Source organism: Roseateles sp. GW821-FHT09H11, assembly GCF_059415845.1.
Window position 1 is genome coordinate 191,196 of the sequence record NZ_JBWKOA010000002.1, and the last position, 22,941, is coordinate 214,136.

27 protein-coding genes are annotated in these 22,941 nt (G+C 70.7%); 25 read left to right on the forward strand and 2 right to left on the reverse strand.

Annotation, left to right across the window (positions count from 1 at the left end):
• Positions 1 to 19 precede the first annotated feature (19 nt).
• The 11 genes from fliD to AC07PR_RS07985 all read left to right on the forward strand — a co-directional run bounded on the left by fliD (position 20) and on the right by AC07PR_RS07985 (position 8,281).
• Positions 20 to 1,378 carry a flagellar filament capping protein FliD gene (gene fliD / locus AC07PR_RS07935; protein ID WP_495134958.1) on the forward strand — a complete coding sequence of 453 codons (1,359 nt, stop codon included), beginning with the start codon at positions 20 to 22 and terminating at the stop codon, positions 1,376 to 1,378.
• A 40-nt stretch (positions 1,379 to 1,418) separates the two neighbouring features.
• A complete protein-coding gene (gene fliS / locus AC07PR_RS07940; protein ID WP_377153209.1) occupies positions 1,419 to 1,805 on the forward strand; it encodes a flagellar export chaperone FliS in 387 nt (128 codons plus the stop codon).
• A gap of 13 nt (positions 1,806 to 1,818) precedes the next feature.
• Positions 1,819 to 2,151, forward strand: coding sequence for a flagellar protein FliT (fliT, locus tag AC07PR_RS07945; RefSeq protein WP_483107110.1), 333 nt, complete (start codon positions 1,819 to 1,821; stop codon positions 2,149 to 2,151).
• On the forward strand, positions 2,148 to 3,467 hold the full coding sequence (locus AC07PR_RS07950; RefSeq protein WP_495134959.1) for a flagellar hook-length control protein FliK: 1,320 nt from the start codon (positions 2,148 to 2,150) through the stop codon (positions 3,465 to 3,467). The genes fliT and AC07PR_RS07950 overlap by 4 nt, the downstream gene beginning before the upstream one ends.
• A complete protein-coding gene (locus tag AC07PR_RS07955; RefSeq protein ID WP_495134960.1) occupies positions 3,464 to 3,970 on the forward strand; it encodes a flagellar basal body-associated FliL family protein in 507 nt (168 codons plus the stop codon). The genes AC07PR_RS07950 and AC07PR_RS07955 overlap by 4 nt, the downstream gene beginning before the upstream one ends.
• Positions 3,971 to 4,034: 64 nt before the next feature.
• Positions 4,035 to 4,760 (forward strand): FliA/WhiG family RNA polymerase sigma factor, encoded by a 726-nt coding sequence (locus AC07PR_RS07960; RefSeq protein ID WP_495134961.1) that lies wholly within the window; start codon positions 4,035 to 4,037, stop codon positions 4,758 to 4,760.
• A 30-nt stretch (positions 4,761 to 4,790) separates the two neighbouring features.
• Positions 4,791 to 5,723: a flagellar motor stator protein MotA gene (motA, locus tag AC07PR_RS07965; RefSeq protein ID WP_377153221.1), complete on the forward strand. Its 933-nt coding sequence runs from the start codon at positions 4,791 to 4,793 to the stop codon at positions 5,721 to 5,723.
• Complete coding sequence (locus AC07PR_RS07970) at positions 5,713 to 6,711, forward strand: flagellar motor protein MotB (protein WP_495134962.1); 999 nt, start codon at positions 5,713 to 5,715, stop codon at positions 6,709 to 6,711. The genes motA and AC07PR_RS07970 overlap by 11 nt, the downstream gene beginning before the upstream one ends.
• 10 nt (positions 6,712 to 6,721) lie before the next feature.
• Positions 6,722 to 7,042, forward strand: a complete 321-nt coding sequence (gene flgM / locus AC07PR_RS07975; RefSeq protein WP_431104501.1) for a flagellar biosynthesis anti-sigma factor FlgM — start codon at positions 6,722 to 6,724, stop codon at positions 7,040 to 7,042.
• Positions 7,039 to 7,503: a flagellar protein FlgN gene (locus tag AC07PR_RS07980; RefSeq protein ID WP_377153229.1), complete on the forward strand. Its 465-nt coding sequence runs from the start codon at positions 7,039 to 7,041 to the stop codon at positions 7,501 to 7,503. The genes flgM and AC07PR_RS07980 overlap by 4 nt, the downstream gene beginning before the upstream one ends.
• Positions 7,490 to 8,281: a glucosaminidase domain-containing protein gene (locus tag AC07PR_RS07985; RefSeq protein ID WP_495134963.1), complete on the forward strand. Its 792-nt coding sequence runs from the start codon at positions 7,490 to 7,492 to the stop codon at positions 8,279 to 8,281. Before AC07PR_RS07980 ends, AC07PR_RS07985 begins: the two co-directional genes overlap by 14 nt.
• A gap of 23 nt (positions 8,282 to 8,304) precedes the next feature.
• Here AC07PR_RS07985 and flgA read toward each other — a convergent pair whose 3' ends face one another.
• Positions 8,305 to 9,015, reverse strand: coding sequence for a flagellar basal body P-ring formation chaperone FlgA (gene flgA / locus AC07PR_RS07990; protein ID WP_495134964.1), 711 nt, complete (start codon positions 9,013 to 9,015; stop codon positions 8,305 to 8,307).
• A 79-nt stretch (positions 9,016 to 9,094) separates the two neighbouring features.
• Between flgA and flgB the strand changes: the two genes are divergently transcribed.
• The 12 genes from flgB (at position 9,095) to AC07PR_RS08050 (ending at position 19,392) form a co-directional block, all read left to right on the forward strand.
• Positions 9,095 to 9,481 (forward strand): flagellar basal body rod protein FlgB, encoded by a 387-nt coding sequence (gene flgB, locus AC07PR_RS07995; protein ID WP_377153235.1) that lies wholly within the window; start codon positions 9,095 to 9,097, stop codon positions 9,479 to 9,481.
• Between the two features lie 20 nt (positions 9,482 to 9,501).
• On the forward strand, positions 9,502 to 9,927 hold the full coding sequence (gene flgC, locus AC07PR_RS08000) for a flagellar basal body rod protein FlgC (RefSeq protein ID WP_331612753.1): 426 nt from the start codon (positions 9,502 to 9,504) through the stop codon (positions 9,925 to 9,927).
• Positions 9,928 to 9,985: 58 nt separating this feature from the next.
• Complete coding sequence (locus AC07PR_RS08005; RefSeq protein ID WP_377153236.1) at positions 9,986 to 10,648, forward strand: flagellar hook capping FlgD N-terminal domain-containing protein; 663 nt, start codon at positions 9,986 to 9,988, stop codon at positions 10,646 to 10,648.
• A gap of 68 nt (positions 10,649 to 10,716) precedes the next feature.
• Positions 10,717 to 11,925 carry a flagellar hook protein FlgE gene (locus AC07PR_RS08010; RefSeq protein ID WP_483107102.1) on the forward strand — a complete coding sequence of 403 codons (1,209 nt, stop codon included), beginning with the start codon at positions 10,717 to 10,719 and terminating at the stop codon, positions 11,923 to 11,925.
• Positions 11,926 to 11,999: 74 nt separating this feature from the next.
• A complete protein-coding gene (locus AC07PR_RS08015) occupies positions 12,000 to 12,734 on the forward strand; it encodes a flagellar basal body rod protein FlgF (protein ID WP_431104494.1) in 735 nt (244 codons plus the stop codon).
• 100 nt (positions 12,735 to 12,834) lie between these two features.
• Complete coding sequence (gene flgG, locus AC07PR_RS08020; RefSeq protein ID WP_495134965.1) at positions 12,835 to 13,623, forward strand: flagellar basal-body rod protein FlgG; 789 nt, start codon at positions 12,835 to 12,837, stop codon at positions 13,621 to 13,623.
• A gap of 10 nt (positions 13,624 to 13,633) precedes the next feature.
• Positions 13,634 to 14,359, forward strand: coding sequence for a flagellar basal body L-ring protein FlgH (flgH, locus tag AC07PR_RS08025; protein WP_495134966.1), 726 nt, complete (start codon positions 13,634 to 13,636; stop codon positions 14,357 to 14,359).
• A 128-nt stretch (positions 14,360 to 14,487) separates the two neighbouring features.
• A complete protein-coding gene (locus tag AC07PR_RS08030) occupies positions 14,488 to 15,543 on the forward strand; it encodes a flagellar basal body P-ring protein FlgI (RefSeq protein ID WP_431104930.1) in 1,056 nt (351 codons plus the stop codon).
• Positions 15,543 to 15,950: a flagellar biosynthesis protein FlgJ gene (locus AC07PR_RS08035; protein WP_377153243.1), complete on the forward strand. Its 408-nt coding sequence runs from the start codon at positions 15,543 to 15,545 to the stop codon at positions 15,948 to 15,950. Before AC07PR_RS08030 ends, AC07PR_RS08035 begins: the two co-directional genes overlap by 1 nt.
• Positions 15,947 to 17,314: a flagellar hook-associated protein FlgK gene (gene flgK / locus AC07PR_RS08040; RefSeq protein WP_377153245.1), complete on the forward strand. Its 1,368-nt coding sequence runs from the start codon at positions 15,947 to 15,949 to the stop codon at positions 17,312 to 17,314. Before AC07PR_RS08035 ends, flgK begins: the two co-directional genes overlap by 4 nt.
• Before the next feature lie 61 nt (positions 17,315 to 17,375).
• Positions 17,376 to 18,257 carry a flagellar hook-associated protein FlgL gene (gene flgL, locus AC07PR_RS08045; protein ID WP_431104489.1) on the forward strand — a complete coding sequence of 294 codons (882 nt, stop codon included), beginning with the start codon at positions 17,376 to 17,378 and terminating at the stop codon, positions 18,255 to 18,257.
• Positions 18,247 to 19,392, forward strand: coding sequence for a hypothetical protein (locus AC07PR_RS08050; RefSeq protein WP_495134967.1), 1,146 nt, complete (start codon positions 18,247 to 18,249; stop codon positions 19,390 to 19,392). Before flgL ends, AC07PR_RS08050 begins: the two co-directional genes overlap by 11 nt.
• Before the next feature lie 33 nt (positions 19,393 to 19,425).
• Here the strand turns inward: AC07PR_RS08050 and AC07PR_RS08055 are convergent, their stop codons facing one another.
• Positions 19,426 to 21,069 carry a hypothetical protein gene (locus tag AC07PR_RS08055; protein WP_495134968.1) on the reverse strand — a complete coding sequence of 548 codons (1,644 nt, stop codon included), beginning with the start codon at positions 21,067 to 21,069 and terminating at the stop codon, positions 19,426 to 19,428.
• 248 nt (positions 21,070 to 21,317) lie between these two features.
• Between AC07PR_RS08055 and AC07PR_RS08060 the strand changes: the two genes are divergently transcribed.
• On the forward strand, positions 21,318 to 22,115 hold the full coding sequence (locus AC07PR_RS08060; RefSeq protein WP_495134969.1) for an acetyltransferase domain-containing protein: 798 nt from the start codon (positions 21,318 to 21,320) through the stop codon (positions 22,113 to 22,115).
• Between the two features lie 22 nt (positions 22,116 to 22,137).
• Positions 22,138 to 22,902 carry a 23S rRNA (guanosine(2251)-2'-O)-methyltransferase RlmB gene (gene rlmB, locus AC07PR_RS08065; protein ID WP_377153251.1) on the forward strand — a complete coding sequence of 255 codons (765 nt, stop codon included), beginning with the start codon at positions 22,138 to 22,140 and terminating at the stop codon, positions 22,900 to 22,902.
• Positions 22,903 to 22,941 lie beyond the last annotated feature (39 nt).

The following is a 22,941-nucleotide window of genomic DNA, read 5'->3' on the forward strand; positions in this document are numbered from 1 at the left end:
CCTTGTGGAGGAGCCCGCCATGGCGACTAGTTTCGATCCGACCTCGACGGCCACCAGCCTGGCCACCGCGTACACGCAGCCGGCGCAGACGCTGCTGGACGCCCAGACCAAGGCCGCGCAGACCGCGTCCAGCGGCCTGACCAAGCTGCAGAGCGCGCTGAGCGCGTTCAAGACGGCGCTGGCCGCCTTGTCGTCCAAGCCCGGCCAGTCGGTCACGCAGTACAGCGCCACGCCCAGCGACAGCGCGGTCATGACCGCGACCGCCGCGTCCGGCGCGCAGCCGACCAGCACGCCGCTGTTCGTCGAGCAGCTCGCGACGACCAACCAGGTCGCCTTCCAGGACCTGCCGGCGGTGCCGGCCGGCCCGGGCAGCATGTCCGTGCAACTGGCCAACGGCACCAGCTTCAACGTCGACCTCGCCAGCGCCGACGGCGACGGCGACGGCACGTTGTCGCAGACCGAGATCGCCCGCGCGATCAACACCGCGGCCAGCGGCAACGCCACCGCGATGGTCGTGACCGTCGGCGGCGCGACGCAGCTGGTGCTGACCTCCGGGGTCAGCGGCGCGGGCGGCAAGCTGACGATCGACACCTCGGGCCTGTCCGGCCCGTTGAAGACCGCGCTGGACGACACGAGCAAGCGCAAGGAGCTGGTCGGCGCGCAGGACGCCGTCGTCTGGCTGGGCGCGCAGGGCACCGGCGTGCGGCTGCAGCAGGCCAGCAACACGGTCACCGCGATCCAGGGCGTGTCCATCACGCTGAAGAAGGCGCAGGTCACCGGCGAGTCGCCGGTGACGCTGACCGTCGCGCGCGACGACACGGCCACCAGCGCCAAGCTGCAGAGCTTCGTCGACGCGTACAACACGCTGGAGAAGGCGCTCGACGACCTGACCGTCGTCGGCAAGGAAGGCACGGCCAACGGCGCCTTCGCCAGCGACGCCGGCGTGCGCGCGCTGCGCGACCGCATCGGCAACGTGCTGCGCAACGACTACGGCGGCGCCAGCCTGCGCACGCTGGGCGTGTCCATCGGCCGCGACGGCAGCGCCACGCTCGACAGCGCCAAGCTGGGCAAGGCGCTCTCGGCCACGCCCGACGCGCTGGACAAGGTGCTGGGCTCGACCGCGCTGTCCAACTCGTCGGGCCTGCTCGGCGCGATGGACAAGCTCGCCGACACCTGGACCAACAGTGCCAACGGCCAGATCAAGCAGCGCCAGACCACGATCCAGTCTCAGCAGAAGAGCATCAGCGACCGCCAGCTGCGTCTGGACCAGCAATACAACCAGGCGTACACGCGCTACCTCCAACAGTTCACGCAGCTGCAGAACCTGCAGACGCAACTGGGTGGCACGGGCAGCCTGTTCGACGCCGTCGCGGCCTGAGCGCCGCGCACCTCCTCGACGACACGCCCACGACGACCCCATGAGCTACGACGCCTACCAGAGCTACCAGTCCGTCCATCTGCAGGCGCAGACCGCGCAGGCCTCGCCGCTCCAGCTGGTGCTGGTGCTGATGGACGGCCTGCTGGACGAGCTCGCCCGCGCCCGCGCCCACATCGAGGCGCGGCGCTTCGAGCTCAAGGCCGCCAGCCTGGACAAGTGCGTCGCCATCATCAACGGGCTGTCCAGCGCGCTGGACCTGGACACGGGCGGGGAGGTCGTGGCCAGCCTGGCGCGGCTCTACGACTACTGCGCGGAGCGGCTGTACCGCGCCGGCGTCGAGCTGGACGTCGCGCTGGTCGACGAGGTCCGCGGCCTGCTCGCGCAGATCCGCGGCGGCTGGCAGGGCGTGCTCGCCCGCCACGGGTGAGGAGGACATGGCGATGCCCCAGACCCTCCGCCCGGTGCCGATCACCGCGCGCCTGCAGATGCTCGGCGAGCGTCTGCGCGACGCCTGTGCCCAACGCAACTGGACCGCGCTGGCCCGCGGCGACGCGGAACTGGCCCAGCTGCTGGGCGGCCTCGACGCCGCGGCGCTGACGCCCGGCGAGCGCGCCGCGCTGCAGCAGCTGCGCCGGCTCCATCAGCAGATCAGCGGCGAATGCCAGCGCGAGCTCGAGCGCGTCGGGCAGACGCTGGAACAGATGCGGCAGCAGCGCCAGGGGTGGTCCGCGTATGCGGAGTCCGCCGACTGGGGCACGGAGGCGCAAGCATGACGATGACGATGACTCCGATGGCCGCCGCGGCCAACGCCGCCGCCTCGCCGTCCGCCGCGACGGCGCCGGGACTGCCTTCTGGCAACGCGGCGGGCGGCAAGGCGGACCGTGCGGGCACGGCGGACGGGACTGCCGCGCCGGCCGTGGTGCTGCCCTTCGCGCCGCTGATGGCGCCCGCGGGGGAGCGTGACACCGCACAGGCCCAGGGGGCCGACGCGTCGGGCGGCAGCGCCGATGGGAACGTCGACGTGCTCGACGCCGCGCTGATGCAGGCCCTTGATGAACTGCTGGGTCGCGGCCCGGCAGGCACCGCGGGCCAGGACGCGATCGGAGTCGTCGCGGGGGGCGCGCGGCCGGCGGGCGACGGCACCGATGGCGAGGCCTCCGCCGCGCAGGATGACGCTGCGCTGCCCGCGAGCGCGCCGCTGATGGCGATGCTGATGCCGACGCTGATCCCCGTGGTGATGCCGCCGGCCCCGGTGGCGCGCGATGCGGCCGGCGCGTCGGGAAACCTGGCCGGTGCGGCGTCGAACTCGCCGGCCTCGCCGTCTTCGCGGGCCTCGCAAGACGCGACGACCCTGCCATCGGCACTGACCACCGACGCGGCGCGTCTGCTCGCGCTGCAAGGCGCGGACGTCGCGGTGCCGGCGAGCGCGACCGACGCCGGCGCCTGGCAAGGGCTGCAGCGCTGGAGCGCCGACCTGATGACGGCAATGACGCCGGGCGCGATGTCGGGCGGCACCGACGTCGGAGCCTCGGCGTCCTCGACGCTCACGCTGCCCGCCTCGCGCGAGGCCTGGCAGCAGCCGCTGATGCAGGCGCTGGGCGACCGGCTGCAACTGCAGATCGCGCAGCGCGCGGACAGTGCTCGCCTCCATTTGGAGCCGCCGCAGCTGGGCCGCATCGAGATCGACATCCGCCAGCAAGGCGGCGCGCTGCAGGTGCAGCTCTCCGCCAGCAATGACGACGTGCGCCAGCAACTGCGCCAGATCGCCGAGCCGCTGCGCCATGAACTGGTGCAGCGCCACTCGGGCGATGTGTCGGTGCAGGTCGCCTCGGGCGCGCAGGCGGCCGGCGACGGCCGTGGTCGCGACGGCGCCGCCGCGGGCGGCCAGCCGCAATCGGGCGGTCAGCAACGCGATGCGCAACGCCAGCCCGGTCGCGCGCTGCAGGACGACGACCACGGCGCGTCGGGCGCTTCCGCCGCCTTCGGCTTCGCGGACGCGTTGGCGGGCAACGCCGCGGGGGCGGGCGGTGTGGGCGCCATGGGCATCACGGGCGGCATCAGGGGCGGCAACACGAGGACCACGCGATGAAGAACAGGACCAAGTTGATCGGCGTGATCGCCGTCGTCGCGCTGCTGGCCGCCGGTGGTACCGGCGCCGCCGTGTGGTGGCTGAAGGCCGACGGCACCAAGACGGCGGCGACCGCCGCCGGCGCCGACGCCGCGCATGGCGGCAAGGACGCCAAGGATCCCAAGGACGACGGCAAGCCGGCGCCCGACTACAAGTACGTGACGCTGGACAAGGTGCTGGTGATGCTGCGCGGCCCGAACGGCTCGGCGGTGTCGCACTACATGGCGGTGGACATCGTCTTCAAGACCTTGCCCGAGCAGGAAAAGCGCACCAAGGACCACCTGCCGCTGCTGCGCACGGTGGCGGTGAAGGCGCTGTCCACGCACACGGTCGAGAGCGCGCAGGCGATGAGCGTCGAGCAGTTCGCGCAGCTGCTCAACCAGGCCTATGCCGAGAGCTATGCGGCGGACCGGCGCGACGCGCCGTTCGCCGAGGCGCTGATCGGCAAGCTGATCATCGAGTGACGGTCCCGTCCGCGCGCGATCACCAGCACGACCAGAACCACCAGCACCACCGGGACAGAGCACCGTGCAGCATGCCTACGCCGAATGGGGCGCCGTCGCGACGGCGGGCCTCAGCGCCGCGCAAAGCGCCGAGCTCGAGCAGCGCGCGCTGCGCGAGTACGCGCCGCTGGTCAAGCGCGTGGTGCGGCAGCTGTCGGCGCAGGCCAGCGCGGTGATGGACCGCGAGGACATGGAGCAGATCGGCCTGATGGGCCTGCTGGAGGCGCTGCGCCGCTACGGACAACCGGACGGCGGTTTCGGCGCCTTCGCCGCGCTGCGGGTGCGCGGCGCGATCCTGGACGAGCTGCGCCGCCAGGACTGGCGTCCGCGCACCGTGCGCCAGGACAGCCACAAGCAGCGCGACGCGCTGCGCGCGCTGACGCGCCAGCTCGGCCGCGAGCCGGCCGAGGCCGAGATCCTGCGCCACCTGAAGCTCACGCCGCAGCAGTACCAGGACTTCCTCCAGGCCGAGGTGGCCGAGGAGATGGCCAGCTTCGACGAACTGGTCGAGGAACTGGCGCAGATGCCCAGCGAGCATCGCAACCCGGAAGCGCAGCTGATGGTCACGCGCTCGATCGCGCAGGCGCTGACGGCGCTCAACGAGCGCGAGCAGCGGGTGATCCAGCTCTATTACGAATTCGACGCCAGCCTCAAGGAGATCGCCGCCGTGCTCGATCTCACCGAGGCGCGCGTCTCCCAGATCAACAAGGCCGCGCTCGCCAAGATGCGCGCCTTTCTGCAGCAAGTCTGAAGACCGGCGGAACAGGAAAAAGGAACGGACATGCAGGCACTCATCGGAATCGGGATCGTCCTGGGCTGCGTCTTCGGCGGCTTCATGCTGCACGGCGGCCAGTTCAAGGTCATCTGGCAGCCGGTGGAGCTGCTGATCATCGTCGGCGCCGGCGTGGGCGCGATCGTGCTGGGCAACCCGCGCCACGTGCTGTCGGAGATGCTGCTGCAACTGCGCAAGCTGGTGCGCCGCAGCGACCACGGCCAGGAGTTCCAGCGCCAGCTGCTGCTGCTGATGTACGAGCTGCTGCAGACGGCCGCCGGCGGCCTGAAGGCGCTGGACGCGCACGTCGAGGCGCCGCACGAGAGCGCGCTGTTCCAGCGTTATCCGCTGATCCTCGACAACCGCAAGCTGCTGCACTTCATCGTCGACAACTTCCGCCTGATGGCGATGGGCAAGATCAACGCGCATGAGCTCGAGGGCGTGCTGGAGCAGGAGCTCGAGGCCATCCACGACGAGCTGATGCAGCCGTCCAAGTCGCTGCACAAGATCGCCGAGGCGATGCCCGGCTTCGGCATCCTGGCCGCGGTGCTGGGCATCGTGATGGCGATGAACCACGTCGCCGAAGGCGCGGGCACCGGCGAGATTGCCGTGATGGTCGCCGCCGCGATGGTCGGGACCTTCATCGGCATCTTCTTCTGCTACGGCGTGATGGACCCGCTGTCCAACATGATGAAGCAGCTGGTGCATGAGGAGCTGGCGTCGCTGGAGTCGGTCAAGGTCGTGCTGGTGACGCATGTGTCGGGCAAGCCGCCGCTGCTGGCGATCGACGCCGGACGCCGTCTGGTGCAGCTCAACATCAAGCCCAGCTTCGCGCTGCTCGAAAGCTGGATCGACGCCCTCAACGGCGATGAGCCGGCCGCCACGCCGCGCCGCCGCGCGGGCGATCGCCCGGCGGGAGAAGGAGAGCGCCGTGCAGCCTGAGGTCGTGTCCATCGGTCCCGGCGGCCTGGCTGGTGCTGGCGGCAAGGCCGCGCGCGATCACTACCCGACCGTGGTGAAGCGCGTCTCGCGCCGTGCCGACGACGAAGGCCACGGCGGCGCGTGGAAGGTCGCGTTCGCCGACTTCTGCCTGGCGCTGCTGTGCCTGTTCCTGGTGCTGTGGCTGCTGGCCTCGCGCAACGCCGAGCGCATGCAGGTCGTGCTGCAGAACGCGGGCGCCAACCTGATCGAGGACGGGCAGGGGCTGACGAACTCGCTGGCCGCCGGCTCGCGCGGCAGCATGATCGAGCGCCATCCGGTGCCCGCGCGCAGCGAGGAGCCCAGCCCCGGCGATCCGCAGCACGGCTCGACGGATTCGCGCATGGGTCGGCCCAGCCTGGATTCGCCGGAGCAGTTGCAGGCGCTCGCGCGTCGCATCGCCGCGCTGGCCAAGGAAGAGGGCCTGGAGGGCCATCTGCGCAGCGCCGTCACGCCGCAGGGTCTGCGGCTGCAGTTGCACGACACCGAAGCCAGCGGCATGTTCGAGCGCGGGAGCGCCCAGCCGGCCGCGCCGCTGCGCGCGCTGCTGCGCAAGCTGGGCCCGCTGCTGGCGGAGATCCGCAACCAGCTGCTGATCGTCGGGCACACCGATGCGACGGCCTATCAGGACAAGGGGCCGGGCGCCTTCACCAACTGGGCGCTGTCCAGCCATCGCGCGATGGCGGCCCGCCAGGAACTGCTGGTCGGCGGCATGCCCGAGTCCAGCGTGCTGCAGGTCACCGGCATGGCCGACGCCGCGCCGCTGGACCCGCTGACGCCGACCGCGGCCGCCAACCGCCGCATCGAGCTGATGCTGCTGACCGCCAAGCAGGCGCAGGCGATCGCCGGGATGTTCGGCCCGGCCGGGCTGCGCGACCCGGCCCGCGACGGCGATGCCGCCGAGCAGGTTCGCGGCGCGTTGATGAAGCCGCAGCCGGCGGCCTCCCGCTGACGGAGGCCGCATGCGCACCAGATCCAAGGGTGAACGAATGAAGATCACTGGCACCAACCCGTTGAATCCCGCCGCCGGCACGACGTCGTCGGCGTCCGTCGAGTCGACCGACCGCGCGCTCGGCGCCGGCCCGTCGTCCGGTCCCGCGATGCTCGCCGGCGAGCTGGCGAGCGAGGTCCTCAAGCCCGCGCAGGCGACGCTCGCCGCGATGCCGGAAGTCGACGAGGTGAAGGTCGCCGCGCTGCGCGACGCGCTGGCCAAGGGCGAGATCAAGTTCGACGCGAACCGGCTGTCGCAGCTCATCCAGCGTTATCACGGAGGCCGCGCGTGACCGCGACGCTGACCCGCACGGCGCGCCGCGCCGACAGCACCGCCGCGGTGATGCTGCAGCAGCTCGTCGACGGACTCTCGCAGGACCTGCGCGGCTACGAGACCTTGCGCGAGCTGCTGGACCGCCAGTTCCACGCCGCGCTGCGGCACGAGGCCGAGGCGATGGCGGCGCTGTCCGCGGAGATCCTCGCGCAGGCCGCGGAGATGGAGGCGCAACGCGCGCGTCGCCGCGAGCTGCTGGTCGGCCTGCTCGGCCGCGCGGCGCAGCCCAGCCTGCGCGCGCTGCTGGAGCGCCTGCCGGCCGCGACGGCCGAGCCGATCGCCGCGCTGCGCCGCGCGATCGAACGCGCGCTGGCGGAGTGCAAGGCGATGAACCTGCGCAACGCGCAACTGATCGGCGAGCAGCAGGCGCTGATGCAGCAACTGCTGGGCCGCGAGGAGCACATCTATGCGGAACGTTGACTTCCGGGCGGGTGAGTTCCCGTCGCTGGCGACGGAGCCGGTCGCGCCTGGACGTGGCGCTGGCGCGGGCGGCTTCGGTACGCCGCGCTTCGATGCGTTGTTCAATGAGCTGAATCGCGACGTCGTCCGCTACATCGAGCAGGGCGACGGCGGCGGTCTCAGCCCCGAAGGCGCGTGGGGCCGCGTGCGGTCCCAGGCGGTGGCGGGCATGGACGCGGCGCCGGGCACCGGCGGCTCCGCGGACGACGCCGTCAGCGATGCGCAGCGTCAGGCCTTCATCGACGAGGTGCTGCCGCTGGCGCGCGGCGCCGGCGCGAAGCTGGGCGTCGCGCCCGAGGTGCTGACCGCGCAGGCCGCGCTGGAAACGGGCTGGGGCCGCTCGCCGATCCGCGCAGCGGATGGCTCGAGCAGCCACAACTACTTCGGCATCAAGGCCACCGGCTGGCAGGGCGCCGTCGCGCAGGCGATGACGACGGAGGTCGAAGGCGGCACGCCCGTCGCGCGCCGCGAGGCGTTCCGCGCCTACGCGTCGCCGTCGCAGTCCTTCGACGATCTGGCCCGGCTGGTCGGCACGAGCCCGCGTTATCAGGGCGCGCTCAACGCCGGCGCCGATGCACGCGCCTACGGCGTCGCGCTGCAGCGCGGCGGCTACGCCACCGATCCGGCGTATGCGGAGAAGCTCACGCAGGTGGCGGCGCGCGTGACGGCGCAACTCGACACCGCTCAGAAATCGACCTCGACGGGCGCCGCCGCGCGCGCGGCTGGAGTTGCGAAATGAAGCCGGTCTTCGCGGCGATCGACTCAGCGCAGTTCGGCGGGCTCGACCAGTCCGGCGTCCAGCACGCGCGCCTGGATCACGCGGCCGCTGGCGCTGTTGCGCACGCGGATCAGGCCCTGGCGCGCGCCGCTGTCGAGCGCCTCGCCGGCGCCTTCGACGCTGACGCCGCCGCGGCTGGCCTGGATGCGCACGGCGTCGCCGCGCTTGACCACGATGGCCGCGGCCAGCAGACGTTTCTGCAGCAGCTGGCCCGGGCGCAGTGTGGTGCGTGCGGCGAAGCCGGGCTCCAGCGTGGACAGCGCGTCGGGCGTCTGGCTGATGTCGCGGCGCTGCAGCTGGAGTTGATCGTCGCTGACCGGCTGACCGCTGGCCACGCCCTGCGTGACGACGAGCACCTCGGCGCTCAACGTCGCGCGCAGCAGGAAGTCCTGCGGCGGCACGCGGGCGGCGTCGTCGGTGCAGCGGGCCACCAGGCGCAGGCGCATCAGGCTGCGGCTGTCCTGCAGCGCGACGTCCCAGCCGGCCGGGCAGGCCGGACGCGGACGCGGCGCGGGCTGCTGAAGCTGCAGTTCGGGCGAGATCAGGCCGGCCTGCTGCGCCTGGTCGAGCAAGGCGTCGCGGGCGGTGTCCAGCACCTGGGCGTCGAGCAGGGCGGTGCCGTCCCTGGAGGCGCTCGGCGCCTGCGGTGCCGGACCCGCGGCCAGGGCGGCCGGCAGCCCGCAGGGCAAGGACAACGCTGAGATCGCCAGAGCGATCGACAGCGGACGACAGACAGCAACGGATTCGGAAACGAACGGAAAGAGGGAGTCGCGCATGAGCATCGATTTCAGCAAGGCGGCCGGGGTGCATGACGACGCGCTGCGTCTGCGCGCGGAGCGGACCAAGGTCCTGGCCTCCAACATCGCCAACGTCAGCACGCCGGGGTTTCAGGCGCGCGACATCGATTTTGCCGCGTCCTTGCGCAGCGCACTGGGTTCCGGCGACGGATCGGGCGACGGGTTCAACGGCGAGCTCGCGCTCGACACCGGCGACCAGGACATGAAGTACCGCGTCCCGTACCACCCGGCGCAGGACGGCAACACCGTCGAGCTCGGCGTGGAGCAGGCCGCCTTCGCGCAGAACGCGCTCGATTTCCAGACCAGCCTGAGCTTCGTGAACATGAAGCTCAAGGGCGTGGCCAAGGCCATCAGCGGTCAATGAGCGACAAAACGGGAGCTGTCATGTCCTTCAAGCAGATCAGCCAGATCGCCGGTTCGGCGATGTCCGCGCAGACGGTGCGCCTGAACACGATCGCCAGCAACCTGGCCAACGCGCAGTCGGCCGCCGGCAGCGAGACCGCCACGTACCACGCCCGCAAGCCGGTGTTCGCCGCGCTCGCCGCGCGCGAAGGGCTGGGCGACCAGCAACTCGCGGGCACGCGCGTGCAGGTGCTGGACGTCGTCGAGAGCCAGGAGCCGCTGCGCAAGGCCTACGAGCCCGAGAACCCGCTGGCCAACGAGAACGGCGAGGTCTTCTACCCCAACGTCAACCCGGTCGCCGAGATGACCGACATGTTGTCCGCCTCGCGCGCCTTCGAGACCAACGTCGAGGTGCTGTCGCGCGTGAAGTCGATGCAGCAGTCGCTGCTGCGCCTCGGCGAAGGCTGATCCATGCCTGATCCGACCCTGATCAAGGCCTGACCCCGATCCTCCACGGAGCACCGACATGACCACTTCCGTCAACAACAACTCGAGCGGCAACGGCACTTCGTCGTCCAGCGCGATCGCCGGCAACGGCGACAGCGGCGGCCTGAGCAACCTGTTCACCACGCTGCTCGTCGCGCAGATCAAGAACCAGGACCCGCTGTCGCCGCAGGACCCGTCGCAGTTCGTCAGCCAGCTCACGCAGTTGAGCCAGGTCGAGTCGATGCAGAAGCTCACCTCGCAGGGCCAGACCAACGCCAGCATGCTGGCGAGCCTGCAGCTGATGACGCTGGGCGCGCAGGTCGGCTCGACGCTGCAGGCCACCGTCTCGCAGGTGCAGCTGCAGGGCGATCCGGTCGAGCTGCGCTACACGCTGGATTCGAGCAGCCCCGCCAACACGCTGGTGGTGACGGCCGGCGACGGCACCGAGCAGCGCATCGACCTCGGCTCGCTCGGCAAGGGCGAGCACGGCTACACGCTGGACCCGGCCAAGCTGGGCCTGCGCGACGGCCAGTACAGCCTGAAGTTCGAGGCCAAGGACAAGCGCGAGGTGAGCCTGGAGACCGTCGCCCGCCTGGACGGCGTGCGCCTGTCCGCCGACGGCAGCGTGATGCTGCAGCTCGCCGGCGTCGGCGAGGTCACCAGCCAGGCCATCACCCAGTTCAAGGGCCGCGCCGCGTCCTGACGCGCGTCCTTCCCAGGTTCTTCAGAGTCTTCCCCAGTTCCCAGCATCCAACGCCTTCGGAGGCCCCCATGAGTTTCGAAATCGCACGTTCGGGCATCAACGCGGTCAACGCCAGCCTGGAGACCATCAGCAACAACATCGCCAACTCCGGCACCTACGGCTTCAAGTCCAGCCGCAGCAACTTCTCGTCCATGTACGCCGACAGCGCGCCCACCGGCGTGGAAGTGGGCTCGATCTCGCAAAGCATCCAGACCGGCGGCGGCCTGTTCAACACCGGACGCGGCATGGACGCGATGATCCAGGGCCGCGGCTTCTTCGCGGTCAAGGGCGACGACGGCCAGACCGTGTTCACCCGCGTGGGCCTGTTCGACGTCGACAAGGACGGCAACGTCATCGACAGCCTGGGCCGCAAGGCGCAGGGCTACGCCGCGGTGCTGGACGCCAACGGCCGGCCGGTGCCGGGTGCCGGCCTGGGCGCCTTCGGCGACCTGCGCGTCAACGCCGGCACGATCCCGGCGCAGGCCAGCGACGTGCTGACCTACAACGGCAACCTCAGCGCCGACTGGACCGTGCCCGCGCTCGCGCCCTTCGACAAGGACGACTCGCGCAGCTACAACAGCTCGGTGACCTCGGTCGTGTACGACTCGCTGGGCACCAAGCACAGCGTGACGCAGTACTTCGTGAAGACCGGCGTCGGCGCCGTCAACGCGTACTACAGCTTCGACGGCGCGGCCCCGGCCGGCGTCGGCGCGACGATGAACTTCGACGCGCTGGGCCAGCTCACCGCCGTGCCCGCCGTGACGTTGAACGCCGCGCCGGCCAACGGCGCCGCGCCGATCGCCATGCGCATCGACTACACCACCACCACGCAGTACGCCGGCGACACGACGACCCGCACCAACGAGTCCAACGGCTATGCCGCCGGCACGCTGACCGGCACCAGCCTGTCGGAGGACGGCTCGCTGGTGGCCAACTACAGCAACGGCGAGAAGCAGACCGTCGGCACCATCGCGCTGGCCACCTTCGCCAACGAGAGCGCGCTCAAGCCGATGAGCGACACGAGCTGGACGTCGACCATCGACAGCGGCGTGGCGCTGTACTCGCGCCCGGGCGCGGGCACGGCGTCCAAGCTCAGCGCCGGCGCGATCGAGCAGTCCAACGTCGACGTCACCGGCGAGCTCGTCAGCCTGATGAGCGCGCAGCGCAACTACCAGGCCAACACCAAGCTCATCTCGACCGAGAACGAGATGATGCAGGCGCTGATGCAGGCCGTCTGACGCGAGTTCTCCGCGAGTTCCCCGCGAGTTCTCCGCGAGTTCTTCCCGACCACCCGGACTGAAGCGAGCCCCCGATGGACGCCCTGATCTACACCGTCATGAGCGGCGCCGAGCGCATCCAGCGCGCGCAGGCCGTGCATGCCAACAACCTGGCCAACATGGAGACGGCCGGCTTCCGCGCCAACCTGGAGCAGGCCGGCGCCGCGCAGGTGAAGGGCTACGGCTACGACGCGCGGCACCTGGCGCAGGCGCGTTCGGACGTCGTCAGCGCGCGCGCCGGCAGCCAGCGCGACACGGGCCGCGATCTCGACCTGGCGGTCGAGGGCGAGGGCCTGTTCGCCGTGGCGCAGGACGGACCGGCGGGCCGCGAGGCCTACACCCGCAGCGGCAACTTCACCGTCGACGCCGACGGCACGCTGCGCCTGGGCCGTCACGCGGTGCTGGGCGAGGGCGGTCCGATCGTGCTGCCGCCGCACGACAGGCTCGAAGTACAGGCCGACGGCACGATCTCGGTCCTGGCCAACGGCCAGCCCGAGCTGCAGACGGTGGACCGCCTCAAGCTCGTCAAGCCGCCGTTCTCGCAGCTGACCAAGAACGAGGCCGGCCTGCTGGTGACGCGCGACGGCAGCACGCCGGCCGCCGATCCGGCCGTGCAGGTCGCCAAGGGCAAGCTCGAATCGAGCAACGTCTCGGCCGTCGAGGAGATGGTCGCCACGATGAACCTGGCCCGCGACTTCGAGCTGCAGATGCGCCTCTACAAGGCCGCCGACGGCATGGCCGATACCGGCAACCGGCTGGTCCGCGAGTGACGCGGCCGTCCGTTCACTCGACCTCGATCTCGACCTCGGCCTCGACCTCGACCTCGATCCCGTTCCTCCGACATTCCCGCATTTCCCCAAGGAGCCCCCGATGAACCCCGCCATGTGGATCAGCAAGACCGGCGTGCAGGCGCAGGACGCCAAGCTGCAAGCGATCGCCAACAACCTGGCCAACGTCAACACGGTCGGCTTCAAGCGCGACCGGGTGATGTTCGAGGACCTCTTCTACCAGGTCGAGCGCCAGCCCGGCGCGCAGGCCGAGGACGGCACCGCCGCGCCGACCGGCGTGCAGCTGGGCAACGGCACGCGCATGGTGGGCACGCAGAAGGTGTTCACCAACGGCAGCCTGCAGACGACCGGCCAGAGCATGGACGTGGCCATCGTCGGCAACGGCTTCCTGCAGGTCGAGGGACCGAACGGCCGGCCGGCCTACACGCGCGCCGGCCAGCTCAACGTCAGCCCGGAAGGCCGGCTGACGACGGCGCAGGGCCAGCGCCTGCAGCCGGAGATCACCATCCCCGTCAACGCCAAGTCGCTGACGATCGGCGAGAACGGCGTCGTGTCGATCACCGTCGCCGACAACGCCGCGCCGCAGGAGATCGGCCAGCTGCGCCTGACGCAGTTCGTCAACCCGGCCGGCCTGCTGGCGCTGGGCGACAACCTGTACCAGGAGACCGGCGCCAGTGGCGCGCCCACCGAGGGCGTGCCGGGCGAGAACGGCCTGGGCAAGCTCAAGCAGGGCGCGCTGGAAGGCTCGAACGTCCAGGTCGTCGAGGAGATGGTCGACATGATCGCGGCGCAGCGCACCTACGAGATGAACACCAAGGTGCTCTCCGCCGCCGACAACATGCTGCAGGTGCTGGCGCAGGCCGCACGCTGAGGAGACGTCGATGAACGCCGCCGCACCGCCCGCCGCCGCACTTCCCACCGGGGCCGACCGCCTCGACCGCTCCGCGCGCTCCGCGACCCTGGCCGCGGTCCTTGCCGTGGCGCTCGCGACGGCCCTGGGCGGCTGCGCGATCATCGCGCCGCCGGAACTGCCGAGCGCCGATCCCGGCGGCCTGCCGCTGCCGATCGCGGAGACGGTCCGGCCGTCGGGGGGCGGCGTGTTCGCCGCGGGCCGCAGCGCCAGCCTGATCGCCGACACGCGTGCCTTCCGTTCCGGCGACGTGCTGACCATCGTGCTCGAAGAAGCGACGCAGGCCAGCAAGAGCGCCAACACGCAGAGCGGCAAGACCAGCGGCGGCAGCTTCGGCCTGGACCTGAACGGCAAGCAGCGCTCGTACGGCATCAACGCGGGGCGCGACTTCAACGGCAGCGGCAGCAGCACGCAGCAGAACACGCTGCAGGGCGCGATCACCGTGGTCGTGCAGGAGGTGACCTCCAACGGCCTGCTGCGCGTGCACGGCGAGAAGAGCCTGACGCTGAACCAGGGCGAGGAACTGATGCGCGTGGCCGGCTACGTCCGTCCGGCGGATGTGGACAGCGAGAACCGCGTGTCCTCGCAGCGCGTGGCCAACGCCCGCATCGCCTACAGCGGCCGGGGCGTCCTGGCCGATGCCGCCACGCCGGGCTGGTTCACGCGCTGGTTCAACAGCCCGTGGAATCCGATCTGAGATCCGGTCAGATGACCAATCCGACTCCCCTCCATCGCGAGTCCCCCATGAAGAATCGATCGATTCCCCTGTCCACCGGCCTGGTGCTCGGCCTGGTGCTCGGCGTGGTCCTCGGCCTGGGCGTGGCGATGCCGACCTTCGCGGCGCAGCCGCTGCGCCAGCTCGTCGACATCGAGGGCGTGCGCGAGAACCAGCTGCTGGGCTACGGCCTGGTCGTCGGGCTGAACGGCAGCGGCGACAGCACGCAGGTGAAGTTCGCCGGCCAGTCGGTGGCCAACCTGCTGAAGCAGTTCGGCGTGAAGCTGCCCGAGAAGACCGAGGCCAAGTCGCGCAACGCGGCGGCCGTGATGGTGAGCGCGAGTTTCCCGTCGGGCTATCGCCGCGGGCAGTCCATCGACATCACCGTGTCCTCGCTGGGCGATGCGAAGAGCCTGCGCGGCGGCACGTTGCTGCTGACCGAGCTGCACGCCGCCGACGGCGAGGTCTACGCGCTGGCGCAAGGCAACCTGGTCGTGACCGGCCTGAACGCGCAGGGGCAGAGCGGCTCCAGCGTGACGGTGAACACGCCGACGACCGGCCGCGTGCCCAACGGCGCGTCGATCGAGCGCGAGATCGCGAGCGACTTCGACTCCCGGCCGGATGTGGTGCTGAACCTCAAGCGCCCCGCCTTCCAGACCGCGACGCAGATCGTCGACGCGCTGAACCAGCGCTTCGGCAGCGGCACGGCGTCGACGCGCGACGGGACCAGCGTGTCGGTGCGCGCCCCGATGGAATCGACGCAGCGCGTGGCCTTCGTCGCGCAGCTGCAGGGCCTGTCCATCGACGCCGCGCCGGCGCTGCCGCGCGTGATCTTCAATTCCCGCACCGGCACCGTCGTCATCGCCGACGGCGTCAAGGTGCGCCCGGCGGCGGTGTCGCACGGCTCGCTGAAGGTCGTCATCAGCGAGAGCCCGCAGGTCAGCCAGCCCAACGCGTTCAGCCAGGGCCGCACGCAGACGGTGCCGCAGTCGCAGCTGCGCGTGGACCAGGGCGACGGCCGGATGTTCCGCTGGCCGGCGGGCACCTCGCTGCAGGCGATCGTCGACATGGTCAACAGCATCGGCGCGAATCCGGACGACCTGATGGCGATCCTTCAGGCGCTCGATCAGGCCGGCGCGATCGAGGGCGAGCTGCAGGTGATCTGATGAGCGACTTCCCGACTTCCTCTCCGATGCCGTCGGTCGCCGCGCTGGACGGCGCCAAGGATCCCGATGCGCGCATCAAGGCGCAGGCCACCGACGCCGCCGTCAAGTTCGAAGCTTTCTTCATCAAGCAGATGATCAGCCAGATGCGCGCCGGCACGCGCGCGCTGGCCGACGACGACAGCGTCGAACACAAGCGCGCCAACCAGGACATGCTGGACCTGGCCGACGGGATGGTCGCCGACGCGCTCGCCCAGCAGCGCGCCTTCGGCATCGCCGACCTGATGCTCAAGCAGGTCCTTCCCGCGGCGGGCTTAAGTTCCGGCGCCGGCGCGTCGCCTTCCGGAGGGAAGACCCCTGCGGACTTCCCCGCGGGCGCCCCCGCATCCTCAGGAACCTCGACCCCATGAGCATCCTCCTCAACGGCCTCACCGGCGCGCAGGCCGCCCAGGCCGCGCTGGGCACCACCAGCCAGAACGTCGCCAACGCGATGACGCCGGGCTACACCCGCACCGGCGTGCTGCTGGGCTCGCTGCAGACGCCGCAGGGCGGGGCCGGCGTGCAGGTGTCCAAGCTGCTGCGCTTCGCCGACAGCTTCAAGAACGTGCAGCTGTGGCAGGCGACCAGCCAGCTCGGCCAGTACAGCGCCGGGCAGTCCTACATGACCCAGCTCGAGCAGGTCATGTCCGACGACACGGCCAACATCAACAACGGCATCGACCAGTTCTTCGCCGCGCTGAACGCGGCCAGCGTCCAGCCGGAATCCGGCCCGCTGCGCGAGGCCGTGCTGACCGCCGCCGACGGCCTGGTCAAGCGCTTCGACAGCCTGCAGCAGCTGTTCGCCAACCAGCAGACGGCGATCGCGACGCAGCGCGACGGCGTGGTCAACCAGGTCAACGCGCTGACGCAGGACATCGCGCTGCTGAACAAGCAGATCGCCGGCGGCCGCGCCACCGGCATGAACGACGCCGGGCTGCAGGACGCCCGCGACGAGAAGATCAAGGCGCTGTCCGCGCTGGTCGGCCTGCAGGTCGTCGACACGCCCGACGGCGCCAAGAGCGTGTCGCTCAAGGGCGGCCAGCCGCTGGTCGTCGGCGCGGACGCGGCGGTGATGTCCACGTCCGGCCCGGGCGCGCTGAAGATCCAGTTCGCCAACACCTCGTTCACCTTGTCGGACGTGGGGCAGGGCGGTCAGCTCGGCGGCCTGGCCGATCTGCAGAAGCAGGTGCTGGGACCGATGCGCACGACGATCTCGGAGCTCGCGCTAGGCATCGGCAACGCGTTCAACGCGCAGCTGGCGCTGGGCTTCGCCCCGCCGGCCGCCACGCCGGGCGCGCCGCTGTTCGACACCAGCGGCGGCACGCTCAAGATGACCGGCATCACCGCGGCGCAGCTGGCGTTCTCCAGCAGCGCCACGGTCAGCGGCGACAGCGGCAACCTGACCGCGCTGATCGGCCTGAAGAACCGGCCGATGACCATCACCACCTTCGATGCGGCCGGCAACGCCGCCGGCACGACGCAGATCATCACCGGCGACGTGTTCACGCAGCTGGTGGGCAAGCTGGGCGTGGCGAGCTCGCTGAACCAGGGCTCGCAGAAGACCGCGACGACGGTGCGCGACCAGTCCGAGGAGGACTGGAAGTCCAGCGCCGGCGTCAACACCGACGAGGAAGCCATCAACCTCATGCAGTACCAGCAGATGTACCAGGCCAACATGAAGGTCGTGGCGGTGGCGAACCAGCTGTTCGACAGCACGCTGCAGATGCTGGGCTGAGCCCGGCGTCGTCCATTCCCCTCAGTCCCCGTTCAGATCGTCGATTTCCGGAGAAGCCGCCATGCGCATCGCCAGCAACCAGTACCACACGACGATGAACAGCGCGCTGCAGGCCGCCAACGAGGGCCTGACGCACGTGATGCAGCAGATGGCGTCGGGCCAGCGCGTGCTCAAGCCGTCCGACGACAGCATCGCGGCGCTGCGCCTGGCGCGGCTGTCGCGCGAGGAGGCCTCGCTCGACCAGTACCGCGACAACATCGGCGCGCTGCAGAGCCGGCTCAAGACCAGCGAGGTGTCGCTGGACAGCATCCGCGAGGACCTGCAGGCGACGCGCGACCTGCTGGTCTGGGCGGCCGACGCGGGCAACACCGGCGACGACCTGAACGCGATGTCGGGCTCGGTGAAGACGCTGCACGACAGCCTGCTCTTCCTGGCCAACAGCAAGAACGCGGAAGGCCGCTACCTGTTCTCCGGCACGGCCAGCGACCAGCCGACCGTCGACGCGGGCTACAACTTCCTGGGCAACTCGCAGACGCAGCAGGTCGCCGTGGCGGACAACATGGCCATCGGCGGCAACGTGTCGCTCGAGGGCATGGGCGCCTTCCTGCGGCAGCTCAACACGCTGGGCGGCCAGCTGGCCACGCCGGGTGTCACCGCCGAAGGCGTGCACGCGGACGTGACCGCGATGATCGCCGCGCTCGACCAGACGCTGGGCGACGTGGCGGGCAAGATCGGCCAGCTCGGCGGACGGCAGAACATCCTGGACACGATCGACACGAACCATGCGTCCGTCAGCCTGGCCAACCGGCAGACCGCGCTCGACCTCGGCCAGATCGACTACGGCGAGGCCGCCACGCGCCTCAACAGCTACACGCTGGCGCTGCAGGCGACGCAGAAGGCCTATGCGAAGGTCAGCCAGTTGAGCCTGTTCGATGCGATCTGACGCGCTCACCGCGCCGGTGTTCGGCGGGGATCGCGCGTCGCGGTCCGCCGACGGCGCTCGCATGGCGGCGTTGCCGACCGCGCCCGCCTTGGCGACGAGCGGTGCCGGCGGTGCCGGCGTTGCCGCGGCACGTCCCGCGCTCCTCGATGTGCCGGGCACGCGGCCCGCGCTGAGCGCGCCGGCCGGAGAGAAGCCCGTCCTCATCGATGTCGCCGCCGCGCCGCTGCGCGCGGGCGACGGCGCTTCACCCGCACGCGAACCGGGCGCCCAACTTCAGCTCGGGAAACTCCAGCAGGGGCTGGACTACCTCGATCGGCTGGCCGCGGCGATGCAGCAGCTCAAGGGCGGTCTCAGCGAGACGCTGGCGCGCCAGACCCCCCCGTCGGCGACGCTGGGCGGGCAGGTCGACCAGTTGCGTCAGCTCTGGTCGCAGCGCAGCCGCGAGGCCGGCGGGCGCGTTGATGCCGAATTGCAGGCCGCGCCCGAGGACGGCGCGGCGCGCCAGCGCTTCAAGTTGCGCGGCCTGGATCTGGCCGTGCTGCAGCAAGGGGGCAAGGAGACGCTGAGACTCCAGCTTCCGGGCCAGCCGCAGGAGAGCGGCGCGCCGGGCAAGGCGACGGTGATTGCCGTGTCGCTGGACGGCGAGGGCACGCAGCAGCAGTTGCAGGCGCTGACGAAGGCGTTGTCGCCGGCGGGGCTGTCGGTGCAGGCACAGGGCACGGAGATCGTGTTCAGCGTGACCGAGTCGCAGTGGCCCGCGTTGCGCGACGGCCTGACCTTGCGCGGCGAAGGCAAGCGCTTCCCCAGCGGCCAGCCGGTGCGCGCGCTGCTGGAGCCGGCACCGGACGCGCTGCAGCCGCAGCGCTGGGACCTGAAGGAAGCGACCGGCCAGCGCCAGGCGCTGGGACAGTTGCTGCAGGCGCAGCCCAAGGTCGCGCAGGCGCGGGCCCGCCTGCATGAGCAGCTCGAGTCGGCCGCGCGGCCGGCGCCGTCGATGGTGCCGGAGCAGGCTGGCGCCCTCGCCGGCGCGTTGGCGGGCGCGCTGTCCGGCGCCGAGTACAGCGACGTCGGCGCGCTGCTGCCGGCGCTGCGCGGCATGCACCGGCAGCGCGTGCGTCAGTTGCTGTCGCCCTGACGGGGCCCGACGCTCGACGCCCGACGGGGCCGCTCAGGAGGACGGCAGGCGGCCGATGAAATCGTCGATCTGGAACGGCAGGCAGATCGTGTGCGGCAGCGACTTGCTGTGGCTGAACTCGAGCAGCGTCTTCACGAGCAGCGAGTCTTCGCGACAGTCGCCCCGCTCGACGCTGGCGACGCGCTGATCCTCGGTCTTCAATCGCGCGATCATGTCCTCGGTGTTGCGCGCCGGGATCAGGGAGTCCTTGCTGTTGTGGAACATCCTGAACTCGGCCAGGGGCAGGTCGTAGCGCTGCGAACCGGACGCCAGGCTGTTCAGCAGGAGATGCGGCGTCAGGCCGCTGAGCTTCCCGGCCCGGTAGTCGGCGAGGAAGGCCGGCAGCACCTGGCCATCGGCGCCAAAGACCGTCTTGGGGTCGTAGGACAGGTGCTGGTAGTCGCGCAGTGCCGCCAGCGTGCGACCCAGGTAGTCCGGGATGCGGCTCAGATCGGCCTTGTCCGAATACTCGTCGCGCGGTTCGCCGGCGGCCGCTCGCAGGGACGAATCCAGCGTCCGGCGGATCTCGAAGGGACCGTCGCCGGTCGACACCAGCCGGATCGTCGTCTGGCGCGCCAGGTGCGGGATCGAGGCCATGGCGGAGAACGCCCCCTGCGACGGACCGATCATGCGCAGGTCCTTCCCGGGCTGCGCGCGGTGGACCTGCATGAAGTATTCGTTGACGGCGCTGAGCATGTCCACGGTGTGCGAGGCCGTGTCCGCGGCGATCAGGAAGGCCTGCGGTGAGGCCGCCGTGTCGCCCTTGCCGATCAGGTCGGGGGTGAAGTAGATGTGGCCCTTGCCCGCCGCGCCCAGGCCGATCAGGACCATGGCGTTCCTGCCCGATGAGGGGGCGTCGGACTCGTTGGATTCGGCACCGCGCTGCCCGATCACCACGGGCCGGCCGTTGTAGTCGACCGGCGGCCCGCCTGCCCACGGCACGGGATAGACCAGCAGGCCGCTGAGCGTGATGGGCGCGCCGGACGCGTCGATGCTTCGATAACGCACCCGCTTGACCTGAGCGTCGAAGCTGGCGTTCGGCGAGGCGATGTGAGGCAGTTCGTGGCGCAGGAGCGGCTTGAGCACCGCGGCGGTCACGGGGTTGCCCCTGGCGTAGTCCTCCACCAGGACGCTGATCAGATCGTTGATCTGCGAACGGGCGATCCGCGACGAGCCCGTCAGGCCGCCGAACTCCACCGGGAGGTCCGCGACCTCGCCGTCCAGGGCCCCACGGCGTTGCTGGCCGGTGCTGAAGACGGACACGGCCTTGCCGTTCAGCTGGAGCCCGTAGGCCGTGTCCGGCTGCAGCGTCTGTCGCGGCTCGATCGTGCGCGAGCCTGCGACACCCCCATTCGGGTTCGCCCATTCGCTGGACGCGACGACGGTGGTCGGAACCGTCGCCTGGGTCTTGTCGACCAGCTTGAAGTCGTCGCACGCGCCCGCGGTGGCGGCGGTGTAGTCGAGGGTCACCGACGGATCGATGAACCCGGCCGTGACGGAGGCTTCGGGCGTGACGCGCAGCACCGTGCAGGCGGGCGCGACGATGTCCGGGCTCTTGTCGCCCTTGCCGCCGCCGCAGGCGGTGACCAGGACGGACAGGCTGAGCACGGTGAACAGCGAGGGAGGTGAAGGGCGCATGGGGAGTCGGGGAGGAGGGAAGAGGGGGATGAGGAAGGGGGAGAGGAGACGGGCCGCGGGAGTCGAAGAAGCGATCGTCGATGCCGCGTCGCTCCGGCTCAATGCGGCGGACGGGGGGAAACAGCGGCCCCGACTGGCCGATCGAGGGGAGGGAACCACCCGGATGCGGGGGGTGCCCTGGGGTCGGCGGTCGATTGCCGGACGGGCGTCATCGCGCGGTCCGGCGGCTTATGTAGACTGTTTCCCCGATGAATCCGCCGGCCCGCTTCCCGACCGCAACGCCTGACCCCGGCCTGGACGCCGTGGCGCGCGACTTCCCGACGACCCCGCGCTTCGACCGTCTCGATGCGCTGCGGGGCCTGGCCATGGTCTGGATGACCGTCTTCCACTTCTGCTTCGACCTGAGCTACTACAAGATCGTGGTGGAGGACTTCTACCGCGATCCGTTCTGGACCTGGCAGCGCAGCGGCATCGTCAGCCTGTTCCTGCTGTGCGCCGGCATGGGCCAGGCGGTGGCGCTGGCGCAGGGCCAGACGGCCTACCGCTTCTGGCGCCGCTGGGGCCAGGTCATGGCCTGCGCGCTGCTGGTGTCGATCGGGTCGTGGTGGATGTTCCCGCGCTCCTTCATCAGCTTCGGCGTGCTGCACGGCATGGCGCTGATGCTGATCCTGGTGCGCTTCGGCTTCTCGAGACTGCCCACCGCGGCGTTGTGGCTGCTGGGCGCGGTCGCGGTCGCGCTGCCGTTCTTCGTCGCGCATCCCTTCTTCGACACCCGCACCACCAACTGGCTCGGCCTGGTCACGCGCAAGCCGCTGACCGAGGACTACGTCCCGCTGCTGCCGTGGCTCGGCCCGATGCTGTGGGGCTGCGCGCTGATGCGCGTCGAGGCGGTGCGGACCTGGATGCAGCGTCCGGTGCTGCCGGCGGTGCGTCCGCTGTCGGTGATGGGGCGGTGGTCGCTGTCGTACTACATGCTCCATCAGCCGGTGATGATCGGCCTGCTGGCGGCGGCACGGACCCTGGGCTGGCTGTCAGGCAGGCCGTGACGGGTGCGCGACAATCGCGCCCATGAGCTCCTCCCCTTCTTCTCCTTCCAAGACCCAGATCCTGTTCGGCTTCCACGCCGTCACCGTGCGGCTGAAGACCGCGCCCGCCTCGGTGCAGGAGATCCTGTTCGACGCCACCCGCAAGGATCAGCGCATGCGGGGCTTCCTCGAGAAGGCCGAGGCGGCGGGCGCGAAGCTCGTCGAGAGCGACGACGACCGGTTGAAAGCGCTGTGCGGCACGCACCGCCACCAGGGCGTCGTGGCGCGGGTGAAGGCGGTGGCGCAGTCGCATTCGCTGGATGAGGTGCTGGAACAGGTCGAGGGACCGCCGCTGGTGCTGGTGCTGGACGGCGTCACCGATCCGCACAACCTCGGCGCCTGCCTGCGCGTGGCCGACGGTGCCGGCGCCCATGCGGTGGTCGCGCCCAAGGACCATGCCGTGGGACTGAACGCGACGGTGGCCAAGGTCGCCAGCGGCGCCGCGGAGACCGTGCCCTACCTGATGGTGACCAACCTGGCGCGTTCGCTCAATGAGCTCAAGGAACGCGACATCTGGGTGATCGGCACCTCGGACCAGGCGGAGAAGACGCTGTACGACCTGGACCTGACGGGTCCGGTGGCGCTGGTGCTGGGCGCCGAAGGCGACGGCATGCGCCAGCTGACCGCGAAGACCTGCGACGAGCTCGTGCGCATCCCGATGCAGGGCGCGGTGGAAAGCCTGAATGTCTCCGTGGCCGCCGGCGTGTGCCTGTACGAGGCGCTGCGCCAACGTCAGAAGAAGGCCTGAGCACCCGACGCGAGATAATCGCGTCCATTCCGGCGCCCA